The sequence below is a fragment of the Wolbachia endosymbiont (group A) of Dendrolimus pini genome (genome assembly GCF_964026835.1).
In the GTDB taxonomy this organism is placed as follows: domain Bacteria; phylum Pseudomonadota; class Alphaproteobacteria; order Rickettsiales; family Anaplasmataceae; genus Wolbachia; species Wolbachia pipientis.
Genome location: NZ_OZ034702.1, coordinates 496,445 through 510,882, shown reverse-complemented (window position 1 = coordinate 510,882; position 14,438 = coordinate 496,445). Strand labels below are relative to the sequence as shown.

5 protein-coding genes and 1 pseudogene are annotated in these 14,438 nt (G+C 33.3%); 5 read left to right on the top strand and 1 reads right to left on the bottom strand.

Annotation, left to right across the window (positions count from 1 at the left end; genetic code table 11):
• Nucleotides 1–328 precede the first annotated feature (328 nt).
• Nucleotides 329–8,002 (bottom strand): ankyrin repeat domain-containing protein, encoded by a 7,674-nt coding sequence (locus tag AAGD66_RS02355; RefSeq protein WP_341814526.1) that lies wholly within the window; start codon nucleotides 8,000–8,002, stop codon nucleotides 329–331.
• 87 nt (nucleotides 8,003–8,089) lie between these two features.
• Between AAGD66_RS02355 and AAGD66_RS02350 the strand changes: the two genes are divergently transcribed.
• The 5 genes and pseudogenes from AAGD66_RS02350 to AAGD66_RS02330 all read left to right on the top strand — a co-directional run bounded on the left by AAGD66_RS02350 (nucleotide 8,090) and on the right by AAGD66_RS02330 (nucleotide 13,896).
• Nucleotides 8,090–9,415, top strand: coding sequence for an IS4 family transposase (locus AAGD66_RS02350; protein ID WP_264339118.1), 1,326 nt, complete (start codon nucleotides 8,090–8,092; stop codon nucleotides 9,413–9,415).
• Nucleotides 9,416–9,518: 103 nt separating this feature from the next.
• Nucleotides 9,519–10,328: a hypothetical protein gene (locus AAGD66_RS02345; RefSeq protein ID WP_341814525.1), complete on the top strand. Its 810-nt coding sequence runs from the start codon at nucleotides 9,519–9,521 to the stop codon at nucleotides 10,326–10,328.
• 368 nt (nucleotides 10,329–10,696) lie between these two features.
• Nucleotides 10,697–10,888 (top strand): hypothetical protein, encoded by a 192-nt coding sequence (locus AAGD66_RS02340; RefSeq protein ID WP_220468148.1) that lies wholly within the window; start codon nucleotides 10,697–10,699, stop codon nucleotides 10,886–10,888.
• Between the two features lie 191 nt (nucleotides 10,889–11,079).
• Nucleotides 11,080–12,545 (top strand): annotated as a pseudogene (locus AAGD66_RS02335) (IS4 family transposase).
• A 475-nt stretch (nucleotides 12,546–13,020) separates the two neighbouring features.
• Nucleotides 13,021–13,896 (top strand): Rpn family recombination-promoting nuclease/putative transposase, encoded by an 876-nt coding sequence (locus AAGD66_RS02330; RefSeq protein ID WP_077188055.1) that lies wholly within the window; start codon nucleotides 13,021–13,023, stop codon nucleotides 13,894–13,896.
• Nucleotides 13,897–14,438: the final 542 nt, after the last annotated feature.

Sequence of the window (14,438 nt, the reverse complement as noted above, 5' to 3'; positions counted from 1 at the left end):
TTCACTGTGATTTACATGCCTATCAGTGCTATGCAACAAAGCCATTAAGAATCTAATGAACTGTCTAAAATAGCTATAAGGATTGCACATAGAATTATATAAATTACTATCATAACGTTACTCAAACTTCTATATCAAAGCTACGTGCTGTAAGTTCAATATGGAAAACACATTAACCACTTAGTATTTAATGTCTACTTCATCCATTTTAGTATTAGGACCATCAAACTTGCTACTGGTTTCCCTAATTATTTTGGCTAATTTTGCTACCTTCACTTTAAAATTTTCACTACTTGGCATTTTATAGCTGCACCTCTTATATTATAACCTACCTATTGATATTACCTCCAAGCTTGGTTACTCCTATCTCAGAAAGACAAGTTGATACTTCTGAATGGCTGTGAACTGAAGCATTACTTAAATAACTTTGAGGCTCTAAACTCATTTGCTTTGCACCATCAACTTCTAATCTACCATCTCTGTTGTGTAATATCTGCTCTATTGATTGATTTAGCAGACCCTTATTAAATTGAGCTATAAACTTTTCAAATTTCTTCGGACTTAATTTACCAGCTTCTTTACCAGAACATGCTTTCTCTACATATGAGTTGAAAATCCCCGAAATCTCATCAAATTTACCACTCATGATTTTTCCTGTAACTTCTTTCTGTATTTCCACAAAATCAATATTTAATCGATGCATTGACACACCACTTTTTAATCCAGCTTGCTCTACTACTTTCTCAAATCCCTTTGTAATATTGAGTGTATATTCCTGTGCCTCTAGTGGAGATATAGACTGATCTATTGTAGAAATATACTTTTGACCTGTAACCCTTCTAATCAATAAGTCAAATAAAGTTATTGTACCATTAAAGTCAACCTGTGATAGATAGTGATCTCCCATTTCTAATATTGTATTTCTATCCTTAGGCTTAAATTTAACAGGTGCTTGCCTTTCACACATTCGTTTTAGATTTGCATTTACATAATCGACGTTGTCTCGAAAGAAACCTCCATTTTCTTGTCTTTTATCTGTACCATCAGATGGTAGTGTGGTACCTGTGAAACTACTATTACTTATCGACGCTTTGGCAAATTGCCCATCAACTTGTGATAATGAACTTGCAGTCCCCTCAGATTTAGAACTCAATAATCTACCTACAGAGCTTTTCACCCGACTAAATAAATCATTTATCCATGAAGATGGTTTTGCGCCACTGCTTGTTGCTATCTGAGGTTGGTCTATAGCAAGGGGTTTGCGTGATAAGTTATGAGAATTGTGATCTCCATGGTGATGACGGCGTTTGCGTTCTCCTCTTCCTCCCCTGAGCTTTTTTTCTAAGTATTCCACAATATTATTGTGCCCCTTGTCTTTCGCAATATCTAGCGGTGTTTTACCGTAATTACCTTTAGCACCAAGATTAGCATGAGCATCGACAAGAACTTTTACTATATCAGGACTGTTGGTATCAGCACCATAATGTAAAGGTGTCCAATTGTCTTTGTCTTCAGCGTTAACATTTGCACCACGATTAAGAAGTAATTTGACTACATCTATCCTGTAGTTTTCAACCGCTCCATGCAATGGAGTTGCTTGATATTCTCCGTTTTTAGCTTCAATATTAGCACCGTTATCAAGAAGGAGTTTAACTAGGTTTAAATCACCGATTTCAGCAGCTGAATACAGTAGTGTATTACCGTTCTTGTCATTGGTATCAATGTTAGCACCCTGAGCAATAAGACCTTTAGCTTCATTAAAACCACCGCTTTCCACAATAGTCAACAATTTTCTATCTAATTGTACTTGCTTCAAAATTCCTGCTATATCTAGGTAACCTTTTCGAGTAGCCAAATCTAAAGATGTTTGGTTATAAATATCTCTAACTTCAATGTCAGCACCTCTGCCAAGAAGGAGTTCGACTGTATTTAATTTGTTTCCTTGTATAGCTACATGCAATGGTGTCCAACCATTATTGGTTATATTATTAATACCGCTAATATCCTTGTCTAAAAGAAACTTAACTATTTCAAGATTACTACTGTACTGGGCAGCTACATGTAATGGTGTATTACCATACACATCTTTAGCATTAATATTAGCATTGTTATTGAAGAGAAACTCAACTACACTAAGTTTATTACGAGAAGCAGCAAAGTGTAAAGGCGTCCAACCGTACATGTCTTTAGCATTAATATTAGCCTTCTGATTAATAAGATCTTTAACTTCATTAATATCTGCATTTTGTGCTGCAGCTAACAATTTTTTATCTAATTGCGTTTGCTTTAAAAACTCTGCTACACTTGTTTCATTCCCTTGAACAGCTAAGTCTAAAGGTGTTTTACCATCCTTATCTTTAGCATTGATATCAGCACCTTTGTTCACAAGAAATTTTACCACATCTAAAGCATTGTAATATACAGCATAGTGTAGAGGTGTCCAATCACTACTGTCTTTAGTATTAATGATAGTTTCTTTATCTGAAAGAAATTGAAATATATCATTAAATAGACTCATATTACCATTGTAAACGGCATAGTGCACGGTAGTCCAGCTTGTTGAGAATTTATCTTTATCTGCAACGTCATCTTGATTTCTTTCAGCAGTTTTATCAAGGAAAAGATTGACTATATCCCACTTAGCATTTTTAGCAGCATATTGCAGCGGTGTATAACCGAACTTATCTTTTTCATTTATGAGAGACTTTAATCTTTCTCTTTGGCAAACTGCTTTTACTAGTTCATCAGGTTCTGAATACAAATTATCTTCAAAATTCATACTTTCAATTTTACCTATAAGAAACCTAATAGAACGCAATTTGCCTTCTTGAGCAGCAACATGAAAAAGTGTTTGGCCATCGTTATTTTTAGCTTCAATGTTAGCTTCGCACCCAGCCTTCTTTTGGCAAATCTCTGAAGCTTTATTAATCAGACCTTGTATTTCTGCTATATCAGACAAACTAAACCTGTCTAATCTCCGGATTATTATTGGTTCTAACCCTAAATCGAATTCCAATGTAGAAATCCTATAAGACTCAGAATTATTCCAATTTTTTACATTGATTACATGGTTAGATACTTCGTCGGAAAACACCAAATCTGTATTACTACTGGAAACCCTAATCTGATCTGGAGTAATATCTTTTAATATCACTACTCCTATGCGTTCTTCATCTTGCCCCACCGAAGTTAAAGTGCCATCTTGATTATGTGTGATACTGATAGACTTAGTGAAATCTATAACATATTCTTTTATAATTTTTTCATAATCATTCTTAAGTTTATCTTGATAGTCCATTATTCCATCAACCTCTTGCTGTAAACCTAAATATGGAAAAAAATTACCATTGTTCCACAGAAGAAAATTAACATCTCTCCATTTACTTTGGTCATTATAAAAATCTTCTACTCTAATAATAAAAGGAATCTCACCTTCTCTTGTTAATAAGAGATCATCTTCATCTTTATATTTCTCGATATCTTCAAGATTAGAATCAATCACTAAATGATCACCTTCAAAATCCTTAGGCAACAAAAACATATTCTGAGTCTGTGTGGCATGGAAAAAGGGAGATAATTTGCCACTTTCTACGGAAGAGCCAGCACATGACATTGATTGTACATAAGGAATAAAGGTTTCTCCTTTACTGTTCATAACCATAAGGTGCCTATAGCTGTTACCCTTAAGATAATTTCTTACTTGAACATGAGTATTACTATAGTTTAAATGCAAGTTACACTGTTGAATTGAAAACTCCTCAGGAACTTCTGGCATAACCAACATATCTAATTTTTTATCACCTGAGTTATTATCAATAATAATCTCTCTTTTCTCTGTGTTGCTATCAATAACATACATATCACTTCCATTTCCACCTCTAGCAAACATACTCCTTTGGTCAAAATTTATTATATCTTCTCCTGAAGAACCAAATACCATATGTTGGAATGCGCTACTGCTTTGTAGTTTTGCTCTAACAACACCAAAGACTTTATAGTCCTTATTATTAATGAGTATTTCCTTGTAATGATTTTCTGCAGCATCAAAGCTATCAAGAGAATGTTCTGTATGTAACTCGAACGAGTTAATTTTTGTAATGGATGATTCTAGTTTCTCAATTTTAGGAATAATATTACTACCATTTTTATCTATCAGCATAAAATTAGGTTGATTACTGCCTTGCTTAATATAATTTTTAATATCAAGGGTATATTGATTACCTTGACCCAGCCCTATTTTTAAAGATAAAGTATTATTAGTCGAGAAATAAGATATTTCATCACAATCATCTAGCAGATTAGTTTCCGGAAAGATTACAGTTCCCGTTCCTTTTACATCAATTTCTGAATATAAATCTTTAGCCTCGTAATCTGTGGTTTTTATATAAAAGGTATAATCATTTTCTGCACCTGTAACTTTAGTGTATGGCGCAATAGCTACTTTTTTACAATTATCAACTGTATCCTTCTCATTTTTGCTCAAACCTCCACCACTATTTATAAAGACGTCACGATTATCGTTTCTAGTAAGGCGCCTAGAATTATATGTACATAAAACATTATCTGTCTTATTTTGCCTTCCAATATAGCTATACCTGAAAGCATCGACATTGCTATCAACATAATCATTGATCAATCGATGAAGATTTGTTGTTAACCTTAAAAGACCGGGAGCGTTAGGTCTAAAACGATAGTCAATTTTTGCTTGTACAAAGTCGTATTCTGTTGATTGACTTAGGTCAAGTATATTAGTAGCATTACTTCCACCAATAATTTTACCCGAAAAACCTCCAGGTTTCACAAGAATAAATTTGTTAACAGTATTATTACCACCAGTTATTCCTGTGTTTCCTCTAAAAATCAAGAAGTAGTTATTTAATGTATTACTTCCAACAATGGTACCTTCATCTATGCTTTCTAAATTATAAAGAATTATTGTACCATTTTGCATTCTTCTTCTATCAGCAATAACCATTGTATTTTCACAGTGATGCACAGCTGTTGGAACTGATTTTTTAATACCTTTTTCATAAATTTCGCTAGTGACTTGTGGTAAGCAAATCATCGTAGCATTTTGAATTGGGTCAGGTATAACACGTGAAAGGTTTGTTGTATCAGCATCTGTTCTATTCATTAGAATCTTTCCATACCCTGCATGAAGAGATGGCGTGTCGCTATCCACCCCAAAACCAACTCCATAGGCAACTACATCATTAGGGCTATCACTTAAAGCTTTCCAGGCTCTTTTAGCTTGACTATTAACCATATTATTTCTGGCTGCAAGGTGTTCCAGATCATATGGCATAGATGAAAGTAAAAGCGTATGCAAAAAGATATCGAAATTCTCACCATGAGTTGTATCATACTTCTTTTCATACTCTATAATATTGCTAATACCACTATAAACTCCATGAGTTACCATGAGTCCAAATCCAACTCCAATACCAACTCCAGGCAGACTAGCTGCTGTAAGAGCAACACCAGAAACAAATGACACACCAGAAAAGGCTATAGAAGCTATATTATCTCTTATCTCCTTTTCTCCACATGGATTATTACTATCTTCTCTATTTTTACAGTCTACAAGGTTATTTGCTGATATGCCTATATCAATAATATCAAATATACCAGCTATAGCTCCTGCCGTGCCTTTCGCTATTTTACTTCCAAATTTTACTCCTGCAACTTGAACAACAAATTTTGTCTGCTTACCTAAAGTACCCGGTATAATCCTTCCTACAACTTTTTCAGCTGATGTTACAACTTTTGGAGCAATTTTAACCATTACATTCTCAATTGGTTGAGACGCAAAAGACCATCCTATTCCACCTAGATTTAATCCACAATCCGTTGCTGTTCCATCCTTGCAAGATACAATAGCACCATGAATTCCTCTTATTAATTGTATTCCACCTGCAGCATTCATTAATCTGCTTTTTAATTTCGGGTTTTTTGTTAAATCACTGTTTTGCTGTAAAACGTCACCATATAAATCCTTGATACGCTCATTCTGAATATAGCGCTCATACCCTTGGTCTCCAATCACCTTATCAACTAAATATTTATAGTCACCCTCAATATTTTTGTTTCCAATAAACTCTATTAGCTGAGCATTTTTCCCTTCATCTTGACTGCTTTTAACATAAGTTAGGAACTTTTCACTATCAATTATAACCTTACCTACATTATTTTTATCTACCCTTCCTTTACTAAACTTTTCCACATCATCCTTTGAAAATAAACATTTAATACTTCTCTTCTTTCTATTGCTTTGCTTTGCACAGCCATTAAGATTTAACTTATTCAAAGATTGTGTTGCTTCACCAGTAGGCAGCATATGAACTGAACTATGAACTACTTCAACAGGAATAAATCCTTCCTTGGTTGTCCTACTTGTTAAAATAAGTTTATTCGGATTATTAGATCCTTTATCGAAAACAACACCGATAAACTTTACCTCATCACCATCTGTAAGTGTTTTATAGGTAACACCTTCTTTGTATTCTTCATTTATTTGATCATTTGCTTCTCTCAATAAAGCTTGAGCTCCTTTGCCCTGCCTTGATGTCTTAAGTTCCAACCCTATTGGTGTGTACTCCTCAGCATTTCCACCTTGAGCCACAAACTTAATACCATGAACTAGCATGTCAATACGTTCCCCTCTACCAGTTTGAAACTCAGTTAAAACTAATGCTCTGGTTTCTGGAGATTCTTGTAACTTTAGGTCGCTATAATAACTAAATACTCCATTCAATATTCCCTGGAAATGAGCTTCTTTATTAACGAGACTCTTAAAAGGGAATATTCCTTCTCCAATTTTTTCTAATAATCTACTATATCCTCCTACTGATAAAGATTGGATATCTAGTGCTTTATCGAATGTTTCTTTTAACTCATTAGGGTAAGGAACTTCTTTGAAAGTACCTTGAAATCTCTCAGCTCCGTTGTTGTACTCTCGTAAAGAATCGTATTTTTCAGTCCAAACAGTAAGATATCTTTGAAAATCTGACTTGTATCTAGTATCAAAATTAAGACTTAATTCAACTATTTCCCTATTCCCTATTTCTCTGTTTAACCTCTCAAGAGGGAGCACTTCATCCAGCCCGTTCAGAACATCCTTTCTGTTAGCTTCAACAATATTTATTACATAAACCAACTTCTCTGTATTTTCTGGAATGAGCACCATTGTCACAACTGCATGACTCGCATCAAGATTAGCTGACAATCTCTCCCTGGCTCTTTCAGCTGCTGGACGTCTAAGCCTACGAAGATTAGGACGTACCTCGGTAGGTATATTGTCTCCATAGATAAAAATGTATTTTTTAAAACCAGTTTTTAAATCTTCAACTCTATTTAGCAATAGTGATTGCCCTAGTAAAAATCTACTAAAATAATGTTTATCTCCCTTCTCAGGTGTACCAGGAAACGTATGATAAATACGTTCTAGATTATCTTTCACCTGTCCCTTTAATTCTATTGTTCCAATCCTTTGCGTATCCCAGTCATCAGAAGATTTTAGCATATCTTGAAAAAGAGGAATTATTTCTTCCCCACGATTTGATACTTTAATATCAGAGATAGGAGATGGATTATCAAGATTGACACCAACACATAAAATGTTATCTGCAGTGGTTAGAACTCGCTGAACATTTGGTTGGAAGCCTTGTGCATACTTTTCTGTTTGTTGCAAAGCCTTATCTGGAGTAGCGTTAGGACCTGCCCCTGCTTTTAACTCAATAATAATGGGAATAGAATTTAATGCACGATCAGGACCACGAGCCAGCAAGATAATATCTGCATAACCCCTTCCTGCAAATTGCTCTGGGTAAACTCTAAGATTATACCTATAGTGGAAATTCATGAAAACGCCTACCATAAATCCATGATGTGATGCTTCACGGGCACTATTATCATAGACTACTGATCCTACATACTCAGAATGAACGTTATTAATTTTTTCAAGAACTTTTTTTAAAGACCTGCTAACTGTTTGCGCATCCATACGCGTCAAGTTAAGGAAATAAAGGTATGAAAGAGATAGAATAATAAGGTATAAGTTCTCCCAGATATACTTTTAGTGAGAGAACCAATGAATAAAATAACTTGCTTATCAAAAAAGCTCAAAGAATTTTTTAATGAAAAAGCAGAGAAAATCTCAATTACAACAAGGTTTATAAAAAGAAAGAGAAAGCTAAAAGGTTCATCATTCGTAAAAGCCATGGTCTTGGGTAATATAGGAGTTGATAATTGTAGCGTAGAAACAATGTGTCAATTACTAAACGAGGACTCGATAGATATAACAAAACAAGGTTTGGATTTTAGATTTACTGAAGAAGCAGTGGAATTTATGAAAAGGATGTATAATGAATCTGTGATTCTCTTTAAAAATATCTTGCAAGTTGATTGCAAAATCTTACAGCAATTTAATAGTGTTAAATTATTGGACAGTAGCTATATTACTCTACCTAACAGTATGGAAGAGATGTATAAAGGTTATGGTACTAGCTACAGTGGCTATGAAAGCAATACTAAGTCTGGAATAAAGTTACAATTAGTTTTCGACTACATGAATCAGATAATAGACCAACTTAATTTAACGGAGGGGGTAAGATCAGACCAGGGATATAGGAAACATTTAAGTAATATATTAAGCAATGATTTGCTAATATCTGATCTCGGTTATTTTGTGCCAAGTTCTTTTAAACAAATCAATGAAATAGGAGCTTATTTCATAAGTCGTTATAAATCCGATACCAACATATATGATGTAGAAACAAATCAAAAAATGGAGTTATTAGAATGTTTAGAGGATAAGTTATTTTTAGAAAACGAGGTATTGTTAGGAAAAGAAGCAAAAATTAGAGTAAGAATTATATGTCAGAAACTAACTGAAGAACAGTCTATGGCCAGAAGAAGGAAAGCTAATAGATTAGCAAGATCGCAGGGATATACATCCTCTAAAAGAAATCAAAAATTGTTGAACTGGTCAATATTTATAACTAATGTTCCAGAAAATAAAATTAGTGCTGAGCAAGTATTAACGATTTACAGAGTAAGGTGGCAAATTGAGTTATTATTTAAATTGTATAAAAGCCATATCAGGCTTGATAAGCTAAAAGGAAAGCCATGCAGAGTATTATGTGAACTATATGCTAAATTGTGCGCAATTCTTATATTTCACGGCATAGTTGGTTGCACAGAAGTGAAAAAGAATACAGAACTTAGCTTAACAAAGGCATTTATTGAGCTAAAAAGGCGGGTTAGAGAGTTATTTTTAGTATTAACCAAAATTAATAGTTTAAAAGCATTTCTTAAAAAACTCACTATAACTTGGTCGCGATTTTCATTAAAAGACAAACGTAGAAGGGCTAGAGTATCCACTTTAACCTCTCTAAATTTGCTCACAATCTCTTAACTTGACGCGTATGGTTTTTTATTCTCTCCCATTGCTCATCTTTTAAATCATATAGCATTCTCTTTACCTATTAATAAAGAGTACTCTATATCACTATTTTTTTATGTCGACAAGACCTAGTGATTTATCAAATTATATAGCTAAAATTAATGGTGATTTTGCTCTTCACTTAGTAACAAGTAATCATGTTGTAGCCATTTACAGAATGAGTGATAATTACGCGTATTTTGATAGCAATACAGCATTTGTTTCTGAACTAAAAAGCGTTGATCAGCTTATACAAGTTGTGGAAAAAGGAATGGGGTTTGCCAGCTATGAAATAGGAGAAAAAGGCTTTCTCCTTGAACACTTTGATATTAATCAAGCTAATGATCTATTAGATGATGAAGATAAGCAAACCCTAACAAGAGAAATTAAAACAGAACGAGAACTTCTTGCGGAACAGGATAAAGAGCTTGGTCTTATTAAAATTGATGGTCAAGAAGTATCCAGAGTGCAATTATATGACTTTGGGACTAAAATTAATGTAAAAGGTAGCGTGCCATTGCTCATTAATGCTGATATGAAGTTAAATAGCGAAAAATTTCTGGATTATTTAGATAAAAAAGAAGTAAGCATAACAGCTAGAGAATACCTTGATAACTTGCAAAATAGCAAAAATGTGAAAGAGGTAGTACAAGCAACCAAAGCAATTCCTTTTGAAGGTTCAAATCGAGAAGTTAAGGAAGCAGAACACCAACGTAGCCAAGAACTTAAGTTTTCTATGAAGCAATTAATAAAATATCTTTTGACTGCTGTCATTAGGCAGAAAAGCCAACTGTCAGAGGATAATAGCAAAGCAGATGATAATCCTAATCATTATTTGAGTAGTGTAACAATAAGTAGTCAACCGGAGGAGTCACAAAGATATTAATCTGTTTATCTCTGAAGTTGTGAAATTTTATCTACAGAAAGATGGCGTCTTGTAATTCAACAAGAAGATTATAAAAATTGAATCTTAAGTTGTGTTGTGAAATAAAAAATATTTTCTATTCGCGACCTGTGTAGAGGTGTACAAATTATAGTAAGTGTGTATGTTGATAAGTAAACTGGTTTTATACATACTTAGAAATTTACTTATCAATATATATATTACATTCAATAAATTTATATAAAATACTATTTTACATAAGATCGGATGGTAGAATTTTTTGATTTTAAATTACTAAAACCTTCACTCAGTCTCCTAGTCCTGTAATTTTTAATGTGGTCAGGATTAAAAGCAATCTTGAATCTAAGAACATGTCTGCAAAGGAAGTAGAAAGAAATCAAGAAATAATCTTAGCCAGAAAAAGTGGTAGAGAAGTTAAGAATATTTTTCACAAAAAGGACGATACCAATAAAAAGGATTTCATTCTATTGGGGATAAAAACTGTTATGAATTTTCCTGTTATTTCCGAGTTAGATAATATTAATTTAGCAATATTTTATTAAGATCTTAAGCAATATAACCATGTTTAGCAACCCAAAACAGGTAAGTGTGTTATCTAAGTGGAGAAAGTCACCTCTCCCCACTCGACTTCAAAACCTTACTATTACCCATAAATCTATAAATGATGAAAAGCTGCTATTTTACTAATTTAACTTTCTACTATAAATAGATCTATGGTCTAAAAATGGAATATATTATGAAAGGAAATATAAGTACCTCAACTGGTGAATGGGCAGAAAGTGAATTGGGAATTGTTGATTTTGGTGATATAAGATTAAGTAGGAGGCTTTTAAAAATAGTTAATAGTCTTGCTGAATCGCCTGAACGTTCAATAAATCAAGCTTGTGAAGATTGGCATCAAAGTAAAGCAGCTTATAGATTTTTCCAAAATGATGCCGTTTCTGAAAGAAAGATATTATACAGTCATATAATTAAAACTGTTGAAAGAGATAAAGAATATTCAACTATTTTAGCTATCCAAGATACGAGTTATATTTCATATAAAAATCATAAAAAGACTAAAGGATTAGGGATTATAGCAGCAAGGTTAAAATCTGAAACAACTAATTTTAAAACCCATGGATTAGTGACGCATACAACATTTGCAGTTACAACAGAAGGACTACCTATAGGGTTATTGGGTCAAAAAATTAGTACTAGACCTCCCTTAGCTGAAGATCTAAAAGAGTTGAAAAAAAGATGCCATAATACCGCTCTTCCCATAGAAGAGAAAGAAAGCATACGGTGGATAGAATCACTTAAAGACTCTACTCACTATCCTGGATTAAAGAATGTTAAGGTAGTTACCGTTTGTGATAGAGAAGCAGATATTTATGATTTATTTGAAGTTGCTTCCACTAATCAATCTCTTTTTGTAGTAAGAGGAAATCAAAACAGAACAGTAAACAAGAAATCGACTTATTCTGAAAAAGGTGGTGAAAGATTGTGGGATTTGATGAATCGCCTGTCTTGTCAAGGAGAAATTCAAGTGAATATTCCTGCTCGCAATGATAAACCTCAAAGAACAGCAGTTTTAGAAGTAAAGTTTAGTAACTTTGTGATGAATGCATCAAAAAATAACGCTAGACGTAAAATCCAAAAACTTCCTAATTTAAATTTACATGCTGTCTATGTTATAGAAAAATACCCACCATTTGGTGAAGAGCCTATGAACTGGGTTTTGTTGACAAATATAAATATTAATAATTTTGAAGAAGCAGTAGAAAAAATACAATGGTATTGCTTAAGATGGAGAATAGAGGTTTTTCATAAAATTTTGAAATCTGGTCTTAAAGTTGAAGAATGCAGGCTCCAAACAGCAGATAGATTGATCCGCTTTCTTACAATTATGAGTATAATTGCATGGAGGATATTTTTTATCACATTGGTAGCTAGAACAAATCCAAATCTTCCTTGCACTACCATACTAACTGATGATGAATGGAAGGTTTTGTATACCAAAATGCTTAAGACAAAAAACTATCCTGAGACCCACCACCTATAGGAGAAATCGTGAGGTGGGTAGCAAAATTAGGAGGGTTTTTAGTTCGCAAAAATGACTTAGAACCAGGCCCTATAGCTTTATGGAAGGGATGGAAACGTCTCTTTGATTTAGCAGAAGGATGGAGACTTGCTCACGAACTTTATATTTGTGGGTAATAGTAAGCTTCAAAACCGGACTTGATAGTTTCCCATCATCCGGCTTCTCTCTAATTTGGTGCTTGTCATGCACACTTCCATGTAATTGATCATGGCAATGCTTGTGCAATAGGAGCAGATTTTTGCTATTATTACCTCTATTTCGATCCTGATGATGTATATGTACAAAATCATCAACCTAAACCAGAGGTTACAATAGCCACATCTGCCTTGTTGCCTCTTCATCATTCTTATTACTTGAGATGATTTTCCAGGTACTTTATAGCACTTCTCGCAATAGTCCGAATAGGATAAGATATGTGCTTATGGCTATGGTAGAGCAGTAGCATATTATGATCTGTTCGGATTATTGTAAAAAGAGCTATACTACCAAATAAAGATATACAAGAGGGATGCTTCTTTCTATGTTTGAATTTTAGTTGAATATTTCTTCATAATTGTGTATAATTATTAATGCTTTTTAGTTTTTTTTCTCATGGCTCTTTCGAAATTTCTTGATGCACGCAATGATTATGCTTTTAAAAGAATATTTGGCACTGAAAAGAATAAAGATATCCTCATTCATTTCTTGAACGATATTTTAGGCTTTACTGGTTTAGCTGCTATTCACGATGTTGAATTCTTAGCTACCATTTTGGACCCTGAAATTGCCGCTAAAAAGCAGAGTATTGTTGATGTTCTTTGTAAAGACTCTCAAGGTTCCAGATATATTATAGAAATGCAGTTCACTAAGACCAAAGGCTTCGAAAAACGTGCTCAATATTATGCTGCTAAAGCCTACTCAAGTCAAGCTGATCAAGGTGATAATTATCATAATCTCAAGGAAATTATCTTCATAGCTGTTGCTGATTGTATTATTTTTCCAGATAAGACTGAGTACAAATCTAATCATGTCATTTTAGATCAAAATAGCTTTGAACATGACTTAAAGGATTTTTACTTCGTATTCATAGAACTACCTAAATTTATAAAGACAAAAGAAGACCAACTAGAAAATATAGTAGAAAAATGGTGTTATTTTTTCCGATATGCAGCAGAAACAAGGGAAGAGGATCTAGATAAGATAGTTGGTAGTGACGTAATAATAAAACGAGCTTATGAAGAAATGAATAAGTTTAATTGGTCAGAAGAAGAGTTACTAGCATATGAACAAATGAAAAAACGTATAATGGATGAGGTAGCTGCTTTAGCTCAAAAATTTGATGAGGGTCTTAGGTTAGGTCAAGAAAAAGGTAGACAAGAAGAAAAAATCGAAGTTGCAAAAAACTCACTCAAGGCCGGTGTCTCTATTGATGTTATCGCTGAAATCACTGGCCTCTCTTTAGATGAGATCCGAAAATTAAAGGATTAATACGAAAATGTTCAAAAAAGCATATACATCAAGTTAAGGGAAAGTGGCATAAAGAAAAAAAGGGGATGGAAAAAACCACTTTAGATAGTAATTAATAAGGTTAGTGGTTTATACGATTACTCTAGATAAAAATGCTCTAAAAAATAAATGTAACAAATAAAACACCTACTTTAAATTTTGCTATACTAGACAATCTTTCCTTAACTTAACGCCATTGCTTGAACGGATACCTTTTGATTGAATAAGATAATACGATAGTAAATAAAAGGTTGTATTAGAGCTGAATTTTACATCAAAAAATATTTTTCATGATATAAAAAATTATTATTGACTTTTATGCAATTAGAGAACTTATATACAATTACACTTTCATAGAAGATATAAACCTAAATAAAATTTTTATCCTTATTTTAGTCAAATAATTTTTGACAATAAAAGCATAGTTGATATCGTAGTCTTATAAGTAAGTGGCTTGCAGTATTGTAGGCAATTAATTAATCGTGGTGTTGATTGTATGATAGTGATTTCGTTGTTGTATTGGT